The sequence below is a fragment of the Enterobacter sp. PL_is511 genome (assembly GCF_055816065.1).
On sequence record NZ_JBVPGP010000013.1, the window covers coordinates 45046 to 59572 of the forward strand.

13 protein-coding genes are annotated in these 14527 nt (G+C 54.5%); 3 read left to right on the forward strand and 10 right to left on the reverse strand.

What is annotated here, in order from left to right:
- Positions 1 to 100: 100 nt before the first annotated feature.
- The 3 genes from ghxP to soxR all read right to left on the reverse strand — a co-directional run bounded on the left by ghxP (position 101) and on the right by soxR (position 3242).
- Positions 101 to 1450, reverse strand: coding sequence for a guanine/hypoxanthine transporter GhxP (gene ghxP, locus AC0TN7_RS01555; RefSeq protein WP_032650612.1), 1350 nt, complete (start codon positions 1448 to 1450; stop codon positions 101 to 103).
- 294 nt (positions 1451 to 1744) lie between these two features.
- Entirely contained in the window at positions 1745 to 2416 is a 672-nt protein-coding gene (locus AC0TN7_RS01560; protein ID WP_024906726.1) for a glutathione S-transferase family protein, read from the reverse strand.
- A gap of 367 nt (positions 2417 to 2783) precedes the next feature.
- Positions 2784 to 3242, reverse strand: coding sequence for a redox-sensitive transcriptional activator SoxR (gene soxR, locus AC0TN7_RS01565; protein ID WP_008503388.1), 459 nt, complete (start codon positions 3240 to 3242; stop codon positions 2784 to 2786).
- Positions 3243 to 3340: 98 nt separating this feature from the next.
- Here soxR and soxS point away from each other — a divergent pair, with 98 nt between their 5' ends.
- Positions 3341 to 3667 carry a superoxide response transcriptional regulator SoxS gene (gene soxS, locus AC0TN7_RS01570; protein ID WP_008503387.1) on the forward strand — a complete coding sequence of 109 codons (327 nt, stop codon included), beginning with the start codon at positions 3341 to 3343 and terminating at the stop codon, positions 3665 to 3667.
- A 6-nt stretch (positions 3668 to 3673) separates the two neighbouring features.
- Here the strand turns inward: soxS and AC0TN7_RS01575 are convergent, their stop codons facing one another.
- Positions 3674 to 5239, reverse strand: a complete 1566-nt coding sequence (locus tag AC0TN7_RS01575; protein ID WP_048989829.1) for an EAL domain-containing protein — start codon at positions 5237 to 5239, stop codon at positions 3674 to 3676.
- 338 nt (positions 5240 to 5577) lie between these two features.
- Positions 5578 to 6981 (reverse strand): diguanylate cyclase, encoded by a 1404-nt coding sequence (locus AC0TN7_RS01580; RefSeq protein ID WP_473701787.1) that lies wholly within the window; start codon positions 6979 to 6981, stop codon positions 5578 to 5580.
- A 491-nt stretch (positions 6982 to 7472) separates the two neighbouring features.
- Between AC0TN7_RS01580 and AC0TN7_RS01585 the strand changes: the two genes are divergently transcribed.
- Complete coding sequence (locus AC0TN7_RS01585; protein WP_008503385.1) at positions 7473 to 7754, forward strand: YjcB family protein; 282 nt, start codon at positions 7473 to 7475, stop codon at positions 7752 to 7754.
- 60 nt (positions 7755 to 7814) lie between these two features.
- Here AC0TN7_RS01585 and ssb1 read toward each other — a convergent pair whose 3' ends face one another.
- Positions 7815 to 8345: a single-stranded DNA-binding protein SSB1 gene (gene ssb1, locus AC0TN7_RS01590; RefSeq protein ID WP_023310055.1), complete on the reverse strand. Its 531-nt coding sequence runs from the start codon at positions 8343 to 8345 to the stop codon at positions 7815 to 7817.
- A gap of 250 nt (positions 8346 to 8595) precedes the next feature.
- On the opposite strand from ssb1, the gene uvrA reads away from it, so the two are divergent.
- Positions 8596 to 11418, forward strand: a complete 2823-nt coding sequence (gene uvrA / locus AC0TN7_RS01595) for an excinuclease ABC subunit UvrA (protein ID WP_024906722.1) — start codon at positions 8596 to 8598, stop codon at positions 11416 to 11418.
- A gap of 3 nt (positions 11419 to 11421) precedes the next feature.
- Here the strand turns inward: uvrA and AC0TN7_RS01600 are convergent, their stop codons facing one another.
- The 4 genes from AC0TN7_RS01600 to tyrB form a co-directional block, all read right to left on the reverse strand.
- Positions 11422 to 11775 (reverse strand): MmcQ/YjbR family DNA-binding protein, encoded by a 354-nt coding sequence (locus AC0TN7_RS01600; protein ID WP_023310053.1) that lies wholly within the window; start codon positions 11773 to 11775, stop codon positions 11422 to 11424.
- A gap of 2 nt (positions 11776 to 11777) precedes the next feature.
- A complete protein-coding gene (locus AC0TN7_RS01605) occupies positions 11778 to 12194 on the reverse strand; it encodes a secondary thiamine-phosphate synthase enzyme YjbQ (RefSeq protein ID WP_157188483.1) in 417 nt (138 codons plus the stop codon).
- Positions 12195 to 12307: 113 nt separating this feature from the next.
- Positions 12308 to 13021, reverse strand: coding sequence for an acid phosphatase AphA (aphA, locus tag AC0TN7_RS01610; protein WP_024906720.1), 714 nt, complete (start codon positions 13019 to 13021; stop codon positions 12308 to 12310).
- A 216-nt stretch (positions 13022 to 13237) separates the two neighbouring features.
- Positions 13238 to 14431 carry an aromatic amino acid transaminase gene (tyrB, locus tag AC0TN7_RS01615; RefSeq protein ID WP_024906719.1) on the reverse strand — a complete coding sequence of 398 codons (1194 nt, stop codon included), beginning with the start codon at positions 14429 to 14431 and terminating at the stop codon, positions 13238 to 13240.
- Positions 14432 to 14527 lie beyond the last annotated feature (96 nt).

Genomic DNA, 14527 nt, shown 5'->3' on the forward strand with positions numbered 1-14527 from the left:
TTTATTCTATCTTCCCCAGAGTAACGCAAAAGGCAACAGGATGAGTCCTGAAAATAAAAACGGGCGGCCTGAGCCACCCGTTTTCGCATCAATGGACAACTTAGATTGCCCAGCCGCCCGCGTAGAACGCCACCAGCGCAACGGCGATAATCACGGTGCCGATATTCAGCTTGCGCCACTCACCGGAGACCAGACGACCAATCACCAGCGAAGCGAAGCCGATCATAATGCCGGTCACGATGTTACAGGTCAGCACGATAAAGACTGCGGTGATCAGGCCGGACATCGCGTCCACGAAGTCTGCAAAGTCGATTTTCGCCACGTTGCTCAGCATCAGCAGGCCAACGTACATCAGCGCTGGCGCGGTCGCATACGCCGGAACCAGATAGGAGAGCGGAGAGAGGAACAGGATCAGCATGAACAGCACGCCGACGGTGATCGCCGTCAGGCCGGTTTTACCGCCTGCCGCCGTACCCGCTGCGGATTCGATGTACACCGCCGCAGGTGCCGCACCCACCAGGCCAGAGAAGACGCTGCTCAGGGAGTCAGTGGTCAGCGCTTTGCCGCCATCAATAATCTGACCGTCTTTATCCAGCAGGTTCGCCTGACCGGCCACCGCGCGGATGGTACCGGTCGCGTCAAACACTGCGGTCATCACCAGCGCCAGCACGCTTGGCAGGATCACCGGGTTCAGCGCGCCGACAATATCCAGGCTGCCAATCAGGGAGTTGCCTTTGTCATCGCTCAGCGACGGCATGGCGAAAATGCCGGAGAAATGGACGTTCGGATCGAAAATCAGGCCAACAATGGAAACGCCGATAATGGTCAGCAGAATGCCGCCCGGGACTTTCAGTTTTTCCAGACCGATAATCACCGCCAGGCCGATCAGCGACATAATCACCGGGAAGCTGGCGAAGTGGCCCAGCGCCACCGGCAGACCGTCCAGCGGGTTCTTGATGACCAGACCGACGCCGTTGGCGGCGATCAGCAGCAGGAACAGGCCGATGCCGATACCGGTACCGTGCGCCACGCCCTGCGGCAGGTTGCGCAAAATCCAGCTACGGATGCCGGTCGCTGAAATCACGGTAAACAGCACACCCATCAGGAACACGGCACCCAGCGCAACCGGTACGCTGATGTGCTGACCCAGCACCAGGCTGAACGCGGTAAACGCGGTGAGAGAGATGGCGCAACCAATCGCCAGCGGCAGGTTCGCCCACAGGCCCATCACGATGGAGCCTACGCCGGCCACAAGGCAGGTTGCCACAAAGACAGCCGCTGGCGGGAAGCCCGCTTTGCCCAGCATGCCCGGCACAACGATGACGGAGTAAACCATCGCCAGAAACGTTGTCAAACCGGCAACGATCTCCTGGCGCACGGTGCTGCCGCGGGCCGAAATTTTAAACATGGCGTCAAGTGAACCGCCAGTACGCGCAGATGGCGTAGACATAGAAAACATCCCCTGAGAGTTTTTTAGGAAGTCCGTAAGCGAGGTGGAGACGCCGCTGCCAGCTAAACGTCAAATCCTTGTGTTGCGTTTGCGACGAAAGGGCGTCACAAAAAAAGCAAACGTTTAGCTCCGCGCTTACAAACGGGTGGTCAAATTAAGGCAAACGATTATCTAGCGTAATCCCCGCCCTTTTCAACTGAACTTTATCGTTTTTCGCTAAAATTCACTTATGATGCTGAAGAAATAAACAGAGGATGCGCAAACGTTATCGTCTATGCGCAATTTGTTTACATTTCAGTCCTCGCCCGGGATAGATAACGGCCCCCCTTGCTCCAGCGTTCTTTGCCAGCCAGGGCTGCTCTCAACTTTTGTCTTCCAGGCCTGAATATGCGGCAGATTAGCGATACCGCCGCGCGCCAGCAGGGCAAAGATCGGAAAGCTCATCTGAATATCGGCCATGCTGAGCGCATCCCCGGCAAACCAGCTGTTTTTGGCAAGGTGCGACTCAATAAAGCGCGCATGGGTTTCCAGCTGACGGTTGAGGTACGCTTTCTGCACCCCCTGCCCCAGCGCTTTGCCCAAAGTTCTGATACCAAACGGCACCGGCGGCTTGCCGAGGCTGTTGAAGACCAGCTTCATTAACAGCAGCGGCATCAGGGATCCTTCCGCGTAGTGCAGCCAGAAGCGGTACTGCACCTTATGCGCCGGATCTAAAGGCTTAAGCCGCGACTCGGCATCGTACGTTTCCTGCAGATACTCCAGAATGGCGCCTGACTCTGCGAGAATCAGTCCGTTATCTTCGATGACCGGTGATTTGCCCAACGGATGCACTTTTTTGAGAGCCTCAGGTGCCAGCATGTTCTTTTCACGCTGATAGTGAACGATCTCATAAGGCAGGCCGAGTTCTTCCAGCGCCCAGATAACGCGATGCGAGCGCGACTGGTTTAGGTGATGTACCGTGAGCATGGTTTTCTCCTGGTTATTCATACTTTTTAACTATAGAAAATTGAACAACACCGCGAAAAAAATTCGGCTAAAAACCGGTCAGCGAGGCTGGCGAAAAAACGGGTCTTGCATAGAATTAAAGTGTCAGCACAATCCGGAACCTCCCCAACCAGCTCGACACGAGGGGCGCTGACGTCGGGGGAAACCCTCCCGTGAACCAGCGGGATAGAGTGAAAGACAAAGACCGGGAAAAACTAAAGCGCCCTTATGTGGCGCTTTAGTTCTTTATGTGCTTTTTGCGGGTGGCGCTTCGCTTACCCGGCCTACGTTCTCGGTTTGGTAGGCCGGGTAAGGCGCAGCCGCCACCCGGCAAACCGGCCGCACAATCTCAATCCTCTTCCAGCAACCGTGCCCCCGTCCCCTGCTCGCCCAGCTTGTCCCCGGGGTTACGCAACGGACAATCGCTCCGCGACAGGCAGCCGCAGCCAATGCAGCCATCCAGTTCGTCACGCAGCGCGACCAGCGTATGGATACGCCTGTCCAGCTCTTCGCGCCACTGGGATGACAGCTCTTTCCACTCTTTCGGGCTCAGCGTGTGCCCTTCCGGCAGCACCCCAAAGGCCTCGCCGATCGTGGCCAGGGGAATTCCGATTCGTTGCGCAATTTTGATAATCGCCACGTAGCGAAGCACATCGCGGGTATAGCGGCGCTGGTTTCCTCCGTTACGGATACTCTTGATTAACCCTTTGCTTTCATAGAAGTGGAGCGCCGACACGGCAACGCCGCTTCGCTTTGCCACTTCGCCGGGGGTTAAAAGCGCTTTAATTCGCGGCAATCTCTTTTCCATAAAACCCCTTTACCTCAAGTTAACTTGAGGAATTATACTCCCCCGCAGAGAAAACGACGAATTAACCGAGATAGTTGTATCTACAGAGGGGCAACCTTATGTCGCATCAGCAGATTATTCAGACGCTTATTGAATGGATTGATGACCATATCGACCAACCGTTGAACATCGATGTGGTCGCTAAAAAGTCGGGCTATTCGAAATGGTATTTACAGAGAATGTTCCGCACGGTCATGCATCAGACCCTGGGTGAGTACATTCGCCAGCGCAGACTGCTGCTGGCGGCGCAGGCGCTACGCTCAACGCAGCGGCCAATTTTTGATATCGCGATGGATCTTGGCTATGTGTCGCAACAAACCTTTTCCCGCGTGTTTCGCCGCGAGTTTGACCGCACGCCGAGCGACTATCGCCACCAGTTGAATTAATGAATATCAGTGCAAAGGTTGCTGCTGCCAGGTCATAAATTCCTGGGGCGGCATCGCTTTCGCGAAGTGCCATCCCTGACAAAACTGGACGCCGCGCTTCAACAGCCAGCTCACCTGCTCTGCCGTCTCTACCCCTTCCGCAATGGTTTTCAGCCGCAGGCTTTGCGCCATCTCGATAATATGCTCGGCGATCAGGTGGCTGGTGCTGTTGGTCGTTAAGGTATCGATAAACGATTTATCGATTTTCAGGATATCCACGTTCAGCGAGTAGAGGTTGTGCAGGTTCGAGTAACCGGTACCAAAATCATCAATCGCGACTTCATAACCCGCCTGACGGAAAGCCTGTATCACCGGCGTGGTTTTTGGCACATCGATAAAACCGCGTTCCGTCACTTCTATTTTGATTTGCTGCGCACGGACGGCGTAATGGCGAGCCTTCTCGGAAATCATGGCGATCAGCCGCGAGGAGTGGAAATCCGTGGCCGACAGGTTAATCGAAATATAGAGATGGGGATGCTCGGCCAGGAAATGACCCAGATCGCTGAACACCTCTTCAACGACATAGTCTGTGATCCGCTCGCTCATCCCCTCATTTTCCGCCAGCGGAATAAACTCCGCCGGACTCATCACCTGCCCGTTAAAACCAGGCCAGCGTAACAACGCCTCCGCGCCCACGCACCGGTTGTTCTTGATATCAATAATCGGCTGATAGTGCACGCAAAGCTGTCGTTTGGTCAGTGCCCGGTGCAGTAAGCGCCCCGGCGAATTGAGCTCACGATGTGTACGGGACCATACCAGCAAAATAATAATGCTGCAGATCATGCCCAGCGGCAGCGTCAACGTCGCCTGGTGATAAAGCGTTTCATAAAAGCGTTTATTCGATGTCGATACAATGGCCGCAATCGGTCTTTTGGGGGAACTAACGATCGTATAAAAGCGGTTATCTTTTTGAAATACCGATTCCTTATCCCGAATCATCGAATTTAATAAAGAAACATTGGCTTTCTGGCTGACGGAAAAGAAAGCATTGGTTACCGTGTCGTACACTCCCCATGAGAGAGAATGATCCGCGGACATGACTTCGCTGTATGAAAGTGGATTGACGACGACCACATAATTTCCGCGCTGCATATATGTCATTTTATAACCAGTATAAAATGGGGTATCGCGATAATAATAGATAGCGACGTCAGGTTTACGCGTGTAATTAGCGACAGGAATAGCGTAGGGGCGATCCGGTGTAAAAACGGTCGAACAAAGAAAATTCTGACCTTGAGCGTAAATTAAATCGGCGACAAACAGGCGGCCACGAACAACGTTCAGCATATATTGACGATGTCCCGGCGTGCAAAGCTCACCCTGATATTTTTCAGCCTCGTCCCGGGCCAGATCAACCTGTTGAATAACCAGTTCTGTTTTGTCTAAAGCCAGTTCAGCAAATGTCCGTAGCTGGGCGCTTGTTTCAGATACGGCTCGTAGCTGGGCAAACCATAGCGCAAGCATCACAGGCAGCATAACTACCATGATGATCCCTACCACCCTGAGCATTTTGCGCCGCGCGCTACGATTCATTTCCCGCCCTATATCCCTGCATGTTGTACGCCTGTAGTAATGAAGGCCGGATGCTTTGTTAAACAGGTGATTACGTTGCATGAATCATGCGAAGTTAGCAACTGACTTTTCGTATTAAAAATCTTAAATTTCGTTATGACGATAATATTTTCCCGTAAGCTAAACTGTAAGTATTCGTTCCGTTTCAATTAAGGAAAATAATTATCCAGCCCGCAAGGGCGGTGGGAAGATAACACAACAGACGATTGTTGATTAAGCCAAACTTGTAACAGCGCGAAAAATCATAACCTCGACATGGCATTTTATGCTATTTGTTCGGGCGTATTTTGTTCGTTGATTTATAAATAATCAGCTGCCACCACCGTTTTTCCTCGCCCCGAATGCTTGGCCTCATATAATGCTTTATCGGCACGCCTCAGCAGGACTGAAGTATCCCGCTGTCCTCCGCTTACTTCCACAACCCCGGCACTAAATGACAGCGATACTTTCCTCTCCCCCACGGCCAGCGGGTTGGTTTGCAGAAAGGTGCGCAACCTGGCGGATAATTGCGCAGCGCCATTGCCGTTCGTTTGCGCCAGCAAGAGCAAAAACTCTTCTCCTCCCACGCGCCCTAATGCCGAATCTGAAGGTGATAACTCACGGATCGCGTTACAAAAGTGAAGGAGCGCCGCATCACCCACCGGGTGCCCCCACTCATCGTTGATCTGTTTGAAGAAATCCAGGTCAAACATCAGGACGCAAAAATGGCTGTTAACCTCCTGCCGGGCACTGGCCGCCAGCGCAAGCTCCAGCTGCTGCAAAATCGCCGAACGGTTAAAGCAGCCGGTGAGATCGTCAGTAGTGGCTTTTACCTGCAGCTGCTGTTCGGCTTTTTTCCGCTCCGTGATATCCAGCCCAATATTGAGGATAGAGTTGTCCGGCAACAGAATGTTGGACCACAGCACCGTCAGCGGGGTGCCGTCTTTGCGTAGCGGATGCCACTCATACATATCCTTCAGCGGCGAGACATTGACCGACTCTCTTACCCGCCGCCGCTCTTCAGGGTCGGGATAAAACAGCGAAAGCGGATCGGTATGTTCCGCGATCTCCGCCATCGTCCAGCCGAATACTTTTTCACATTCGGCATTCCACAGCACGCAGCGGTTAAATTTGTCGAAAGAGTTCATTAAAACCGGGGCGCGTTCAAAGAGCGTCTTATATTGCGTCACGACACGCTGCATTTCCTGGGCAGTTTTCTCCCGGGCAATAATTTCCGCGAAATAGTCTTTTAATTTTTCGACCAGCACTACGACGATATTTTTCAGAATTGGCAGAGAAGAGAGCCGTTCATCAAACGCTAAAAAGAAATAACCACTGCAGTGCCAGTTATGGGTTGAAAGTTTGCACAGGACACCGCTATGCAACTGCGCATAGCCCGGGTGCTGAGGAGGAAATAACGCACGGCCAATATTCTCTTTCCAGTAGACCACCCGCCATGAACGATGATGCCGCTGGAGCAGGGTGTCCGCCAGGAAATCGGCCACTTCGAAGGGATGGCAGGTCATCTCCCCGGCGCATACCACGCGCTGTAGCCCGTCATCACCATTAACGCTTACCCAGGCGAGACTTGCGCCCAGCGCGCGACTGATGGTCGTCAGCATGTCGGTCAGAGAACATTGAGCATGAAGCTGAGGCATCAGCTTAGCCAGCGCATGCAACGCTTGCATGCTGTCATTAACAATCTCACGTCGGTTTTCTTTCATTTTTTTCGCTGATTATCAGGCGATAAACCGGACGCAACTTTCTTCAGATTCGAAAAATCGACAAACCAACGCACAGGCTGAATCTCAGCGTAGCGAATTAAAAAACAACGTTGTGTGTAATTAAAAACGTACAAAGAAATAGAAAAATAATTAAATTCAAGAACCTGAAAGGTTAGCTGCGAGTAAAATTAATTGTCCACTCAAGCATAAGCCATAGGGTTATTGCTGTAAACATTGTACAGTGAGCATCCTTTTGCATCAGTTTTGCTATCTTAATGAATTCATTATAAAGAGTGCGGGAACTGGAGAACTTAGCCAGCAAAGATATATTTTCACTCAGGCGCCCATTGATTCTCGGCAACTATGAATCACCCGTTTTTCATCACCCCGGGACTGGCGAATAAAACAGCAAATGTGATATAGTTCACACATATAGTGTAACGAAAAAATCTGTTTCATTCAGTTCGTCTGTTTTGTTGAGGATGGGTTTTATGGCAACCATTACTACCAGCATGGTTCTCCTGCGCTGGCCTTTGTTGAGTGCGGTGCTGATGTTTTTAGCCAGCACGCTGAACATTCAGTTTCGTAAATCTGACTATGCGGGTCTCGCTGTCATCAGCACCCTGCTGGGGCTGGGTGCAGCCTGCTGGTTTGCAACGGGTCTGCTTGGCATTACCCTGCTGGATATCGCCGCCGTCTGGGAAAACATTAAAGTGGTGATGGTGGAAGCAATGAGCCACACGCCGCCAGACTGGCCGATGGTCATTACCTGATCCCTTCATCAATAAAAAAACCCAGACGATGTCTGGGTTTTTTGTTTTCTCATCCGTTGATCAGAACGGAATGTCGTCGTCGAAATCCATTGGCGGTTCGTTAGACGGTGCCGGAGCAGACTGCTGCTGCGGGCGAGACTGCGCGCCACCGCTGAACTGGTTGCCGCCCTGCGGCTGCTGAGGCTGACCCCAACCGCCCTGCTGCTGGCTCTGACCACCACCTGCCGGTGCACCACCGCCCTGACGGCCACCCAGCATCTGCATGGTACCGCCCACGTTAACCACGACTTCAGTGGTGTACTTCTCAGCACCAGACTGATCGGTCCATTTGCGGGTGCGCAGCTGGCCTTCGATATAGACCTGAGAACCTTTACGCAGATACTCACCGGCCACTTCGGCCAGTTTGCCAAACAGCACAACGCGGTGCCATTCGGTCTGCTCTTTCATCTCTCCGGTCGCTTTATCACGCCAGGATTCGGAAGTAGCCAGCGTAATGTTGGCAACTGCGCCACCACTCGGCATGTAGCGTACTTCCGGGTCCTGGCCCAGATTACCGACGAGAATCACCTTGTTTACGCCTCTGCTGGCCATGTTCGTGTCTCCTGAATACGTTTCTTAATAGTGTAAACGCGCGAGTGTACCATTTCCATGCTGCACTTTGATAGTTGCGTAGCACGTTCCAGAGTTCTCCCGCAACTCGACATTGTTACACAGCGAATCAGAAAATGCATTCCAATACTGTATATTCAAACAGGTTAAATTGTGTCATAATTAGCCGTTTCTGACAGCCGTTTGTCCTTCAAACAAATCAGGCAATCCGTGTTCCAACCGGGAAAGGTGAATGGATAAGATCGAAGTTCGGGGCGCCCGCACCCACAATCTCAAGAATATCAACCTCATAATCCCTCGCGACAAACTCATTGTCGTGACCGGGCTTTCGGGGTCTGGCAAATCCTCACTGGCTTTCGACACCCTATATGCCGAAGGACAGCGTCGTTACGTTGAATCACTCTCTGCGTACGCGCGTCAGTTCCTGTCGCTGATGGAAAAACCGGATGTTGACCATATTGAAGGGTTGTCCCCTGCTATCTCTATTGAGCAGAAGTCCACCTCGCATAACCCGCGTTCAACGGTCGGTACCATTACCGAAATTCATGACTACCTGCGTCTGCTGTATGCCCGCGTGGGTGAGCCGCGCTGCCCGGACCACGACGTCCCGCTGGCGGCCCAGACCGTCAGCCAGATGGTGGATAACGTGCTGTCGCAGCCGGAAGGCAAACGCCTGATGCTGCTGGCGCCAATCATCAAAGAGCGTAAGGGCGAACACACCAAGACGCTGGAAAACCTGGCAAGCCAGGGCTATATCCGCGCCCGTATCGACGGTGAAGTGTGCGACCTGTCCGATCCGCCCAAGCTGGAGCTGCAGAAGAAGCACACCATCGAAGTGGTGATTGACCGCTTCAAGGTGCGTGACGATCTCGCCACGCGTCTGGCGGAATCCTTTGAAACCGCGCTGGAACTCTCTGGCGGCACGGCCGTGGTCTCCGACATGGACGACCCGAAAGCGGAAGAGCTGCTCTTCTCCGCCAACTTTGCCTGCCCGATTTGCGGTTACAGCATGCGCGAGCTGGAACCGCGCCTGTTCTCCTTTAACAACCCGGCGGGCGCGTGCCCGACGTGTGACGGCCTGGGCGTCCAGCAATATTTCGACCCGGACCGCGTGATCCAGAACCCGGAGCTGTCGCTGGCGGGCGGGGCCATTCGCGGCTGGGACAAGCGTAACTTCTACTACTTCCAGATGCTGAAATCGCTGGCAGAGCACTACAAGTTCGACGTCGAAGCGCCGTGGGCCAGCCTGAGCCCGAACGTGCACAAAGTGATTCTGTTCGGTTCCGGCAAAGAGAACATTGAGTTCAAGTACATGAACGATCGCGGCGATACCTCCGTGCGTCGTCACCCGTTCGAAGGGGTGCTGCACAATATGGAGCGACGCTACAAAGAGACCGAATCCAGCGCGGTGCGCGAAGAGCTGGCGAAGTTCATCAGCAACCGCTCCTGCGCCACCTGCGAGGGCACGCGCCTGCGTCGTGAAGCGCGCCACGTGTTTGTGGAAAACACGGCGCTGCCGACCATCTCAGACATGAGCATCGGCCACGCGATGGACTTCTTCAATAACCTGAAGCTCTCCGGCCAGCGTGCGAAAATCGCCGAAAAAGTGCTGAAAGAGATCGGCGATCGCCTGAAGTTCCTGGTGAACGTCGGCCTGAACTACCTGACGCTTTCCCGCTCGGCGGAAACGCTCTCCGGCGGTGAGGCTCAGCGTATCCGTCTGGCCAGCCAGATTGGCGCGGGCTTAGTCGGCGTGATGTACGTACTGGACGAGCCGTCCATCGGCCTGCACCAGCGCGACAACGAGCGCCTGCTCGGCACCCTGATCCACCTGCGCAATCTCGGCAACACGGTGATCGTGGTGGAGCACGACGAAGATGCCATCCGCGCCGCAGACCACGTGATCGATATTGGTCCGGGCGCAGGCGTGCACGGCGGTCAGGTCGTTGCAGAAGGGACGCTGAAGGACATTATGGCGGTACCCGAGTCGCTGACCGGTCAGTACATGAGCGGCAAGCGCAAGATTGAAGTGCCAAAACAGCGCGTAGCGGCAGATCCGGAAAAAGTGCTGAAGCTGACCGGCGCGCGCGGCAACAACCTGAAAGACGTCACCCTGACGCTGCCGGTTGGCCTGTTTACCTGTATCACCGGCGTGTCCGGTTCCGGTAAATCGACGCTGATCAACGATACGCTGTTCCCGATTGCGCAGACGGCGCTGAACGGCGCGACGCTGGCCGAGCCTGCACCGTACCGCGACATCCAGGGGCTGGAGCATTTCGATAAGGTTATCGATATCGACCAGAGCCCGATTGGCCGTACCCCGCGCTCTAACCCGGCGACCTATACCGGCGTCTTCACGCCCGTACGTGAACTGTTTGCCGGTGTGCCTGAAGCACGCTCCCGCGGCTATACGCCAGGACGTTTCAGCTTTAACGTGCGCGGCGGCCGCTGCGAAGCGTGCCAGGGCGATGGCGTGATCAAGGTTGAGATGCACTTCCTGCCGGATATCTACGTGCCGTGCGACCAGTGCAAAGGCAAACGCTATAACCGCGAAACGCTGGAGATTAAGTACAAGGGCAAGACCATCCACGAAGTGCTGGATATGACCATCGAAGAGGCGCGCGAATTCTTTGACGCCGTCCCTGCGCTGGCGCGTAAGCTGCAGACGCTGATGGACGTCGGCCTGACCTACATTCGTCTGGGACAGTCCGCCACTACGCTGTCCGGCGGTGAAGCGCAGCGCGTGAAGCTGGCGCGCGAGCTGTCAAAACGCGGTACCGGTCAGACGCTCTACATTCTGGATGAGCCAACCACCGGCCTGCACTTTGCTGACATCCAGCAGCTGCTCGAGGTTCTGCATCAGCTGCGCGATCAGGGCAACACCATCGTGGTCATCGAACATAACCTGGACGTGATTAAAACCGCGGACTGGATTGTCGATCTCGGCCCGGAAGGCGGCAGCGGCGGCGGTGAAATTCTTGTCTCCGGTACGCCAGAGACCGTTGCAGAGTGCGAAGCCTCGCACACCGCGCGCTTCCTTAAACCGTTGCTGTAGTTGTCACACGGAGAGTTGCTGTCGGGTGGTTTCCGGCAGCAGCTCAACCGCCTGCTGATAGGACGCATCCACCAGGTAGTAAATCTGTGATCCTGGAATCGATCCATCCAGATAGACGGTGCTCCAGTGCGCCTTATTGAGGTGCTTGCTCGGCCTCACGTCATCATGCTGCTGACGCAGCAAATCCGCCAGTTCAGGGCTGGTTTTCAGCGACGCCGCCGGACGGCCTTCTACCTCTTTCACCATCGCAAACAGCACATCACCCACCTTAATCTGCGTGGCTTTCCAGTCGCTGTGGACGCTCTGCTCCGCGCCGGGCTTGCTCATGCAGTACTGAAGTATCTCCGAAATTGTCATCTTTATTCCCCTTGTAGCGTGGCGATAATTTTACGCGAACCACCGTGAATACGATGCTCACCCAGCCAGATCCCCTGCCACGTTCCCAACAGCAACCGCCCGTTGTGGACCGGCAGCATCAGCGATACGCCCAGCAAAGAGGATTTAATATGCGAAGGCATATCGTCCGCCCCCTCATAGTCATGCTCATAAGGCGCGTTGTCCGGGACGCTCTTCAGAAAATGGTGCTCCATGTCGGACCGGACGGTGGGATCGCAATTTTCATTCAGCGTCAGAGAGGCGGACGTGTGCTGAAGCAGCAGATGCAGCAAACCCGTTCTGACGTGCGACAGGTCGCGGAGTTGCCCGATGACTTCATCCGTCACCAGGTGAAATCCGCGTGGCTTCGCGCTTAAGGTCAGGGTCTGTTGGTACCACATAGGCTGCTCCGTGATGAAAGATGAATCTTTCTAAGTGTGCAGCAAGAAGACGAAAGGTAAAACCCGCAGCAGCGAGATTTGATTAAAAAAGAGTCAAACTCGCTGCCAGGGGCTCAATACTCCGAGTTGACGATCACCTCTTCGCCAAACTTTCCGGCCATCGGCAGCGGGCGATAGGTTGAGTTAGAAGCGCGTAACACCCTGATCCCTCTGGCACCCACATCCTGTGCGGCGGTAATGTCGTTATCCGAATCGCCATAAAACACTTTGATGTTTTTCTTTTCCAGCCACTGGGTTTTGGTGTTTTGCCCCTCTTTGTCACCCGCAAAAATGACCGGGTTCATGCTGGTCGCCGGGATCTGGAAATCATCCTGCAGCGTTTTAGAGACGGTTTCCGTTTTGGTCTGACTGCGGCCGGTTACAAAATAAATGCTGTCACCGCGCTTCACGTGCATGGCAATAAGCGCACGGGCAACCTCTTTCGGGATGCTGAATTCGTCCCAGCCGTTGTTCATTTTTTCCCAGAATTCCGGGTTCTTCAGATACGCTTCGCTGTCGGGTGAATACGTTTTCTTACCGCGCCAGAAGCCGGGGCTTGAGAACAGCACGGTATCGTCAATGTCAAAACCCACGGCCATTGGCGCACGGCCCATTAGGCTGTTTTCGATTTGGGCCACGGAAACCCAGTGAATGGGTGCCTGCTCGGCAAGAATGGCGGCGGTGGTGCCGGTATAAAGCGGCGTCGGGGCAGAAGCTCGCGCGACGACGGCGCTATTAAGCGAGAACAATAAGCAGGCGGCGCTGAGCGCCAGTGTGATCTTGCGCATATTTTCCCCTGAATATTCAGTTTGTTATCGTTTTAATTTGAGCGGATGGTCAAAAAACTATCCGACCATAACCCCAGCGGGAGGTGAAGGGAAGGAGTTTTTGCTTATGAAGGGGAATAAAAAGAAGACGATCACAAAAGCCGGGCAACGTTTTTGTGCGGCCTGATGCCCTCACCCCGACCCTCTCCCACGGGGAGAGGGTGAGTTGGTGAGTACTTACATTACAGCAGCAAACGCCTGCGCCACGCGATGAACGTTGCTGGCATTCAGGCCCGCCACGCACATACGGCCGCTGGCAATCAGGTAGACGCCGAACTCTTCGCGCAGACGATCGACCTGGGCCGCACTCAGTCCGGTATAGCTGAACATCCCGCGCTGCTTGAGCAGATAGTCGAAGTTATGTCCCGGCACGGCCTCTTTCAGGACGTTAACCAGCTCCTGACGCATCGTCTGAATGCGCTGGCGCATCGCTTCCACTTCCGCAAGCCAGGACGCTTTTAGCTTTTCGTCACCGAGAACCGTCGCCACCACCTGCGCACCAAAGTTCGGCGGGCTGGAGTAAATGCGACGCACCGTCGCCTTAAGCTGGCCGAGCACGCGACCTGCCGCTTCGGCGTCTTCACACACCACGGACAGACCGCCAACGCGTTCACCGTACAGGGAGAAGATTTTAGAGAAGGAGTTACTCACCAGAACAGGCAGCCCGGCGCTGGCAGCGGCGCGGATGGCATAGGCGTCTTCTTCCATACCCGCGCCAAAGCCCTGATAGGCGATATCGAGGAATGGGATCAGATTACGGGCCTTCAGCACCTCAATCACCGCATCCCACTGGGCATTGGTGAGATCCGCACCGGTCGGGTTATGGCAGCACGGATGCAGCAGCACAATGCTGCGCTCCGGCAGGGTGTTCAGTTTTTCCAGCAGCGCTTCAACGCGCACGCCGTTAGTTTCGCTGTCAAACCACGGATAGGTCGCCACTTTGAAGCCTGCGCCCTCGAAGATCGCAACGTGGTTTTCCCACGTCGGGTCACTGACCCACACGCCTGAATCCGGGAAGTATTTTTTCAGGAAGTCTGCACCCACTTTCAGCGCACCCGAGCCGCCCAGCGTCTGGATGGTCGCCACGCGTTTTTGCGCGAGCACCGCGTGATCGGCACCAAAAAGCAGCGGCGCAATGGTGCTGCGGTAGGTATTTAACCCTTCCATCGGCAGATAGAGCGACGCGCCGTGTGGAACCGCGTTCAGACGCGCTTCGGCTTCGGCAACGGCCTGCAGCTGAGGAATAAAACCCTCGTGGTTGTAATACAAACCGATGCTAAGGTTCACCTTGTCGCTGCGAGGATCTTCTTTGAAACGCTCCATTAAGGAGAGAATTGGGTCGCCGGCATAGGCGTCAACTTTCTGAAACACGCGATGATTCTCCGGAATTCGATGAGGCAGGGATTTCAACAATAAACCGGAAGTGGGAGAAGGTCGAGAGGATGTTAATAAAGTTGGAGCGAGGAT

What these genes read in the sequence shown, in the direction of transcription:
- ghxP (WP_032650612.1), bottom strand. Translation starts at nt 1,450, where the DNA reads ATGTCTACGCCATCTGCGCGTACTGGCGGTTCACTTGACGCCATGTTT.
- AC0TN7_RS01560 (WP_024906726.1), bottom strand. Translation starts at nt 2,416, where the DNA reads ATGCTCACGGTACATCACCTAAACCAGTCGCGCTCGCATCGCGTTATC.
- soxR (WP_008503388.1), bottom strand. Translation starts at nt 3,242, where the DNA reads ATGGAAAAGAGATTGCCGCGAATTAAAGCGCTTTTAACCCCCGGCGAA.
- soxS (WP_008503387.1), top strand. Translation starts at nt 3,341, where the DNA reads ATGTCGCATCAGCAGATTATTCAGACGCTTATTGAATGGATTGATGAC.
- AC0TN7_RS01575 (WP_048989829.1), bottom strand. Translation starts at nt 5,239, where the DNA reads ATGAATCGTAGCGCGCGGCGCAAAATGCTCAGGGTGGTAGGGATCATC.
- AC0TN7_RS01580 (WP_473701787.1), bottom strand. Translation starts at nt 6,981, where the DNA reads ATGAAAGAAAACCGACGTGAGATTGTTAATGACAGCATGCAAGCGTTG.
- AC0TN7_RS01585 (WP_008503385.1), top strand. Translation starts at nt 7,473, where the DNA reads ATGGCAACCATTACTACCAGCATGGTTCTCCTGCGCTGGCCTTTGTTG.
- ssb1 (WP_023310055.1), bottom strand. Translation starts at nt 8,345, where the DNA reads ATGGCCAGCAGAGGCGTAAACAAGGTGATTCTCGTCGGTAATCTGGGC.
- uvrA (WP_024906722.1), top strand. Translation starts at nt 8,596, where the DNA reads ATGGATAAGATCGAAGTTCGGGGCGCCCGCACCCACAATCTCAAGAAT.
- AC0TN7_RS01600 (WP_023310053.1), bottom strand. Translation starts at nt 11,775, where the DNA reads ATGACAATTTCGGAGATACTTCAGTACTGCATGAGCAAGCCCGGCGCG.
- AC0TN7_RS01605 (WP_157188483.1), bottom strand. Translation starts at nt 12,194, where the DNA reads ATGTGGTACCAACAGACCCTGACCTTAAGCGCGAAGCCACGCGGATTT.
- aphA (WP_024906720.1), bottom strand. Translation starts at nt 13,021, where the DNA reads ATGCGCAAGATCACACTGGCGCTCAGCGCCGCCTGCTTATTGTTCTCG.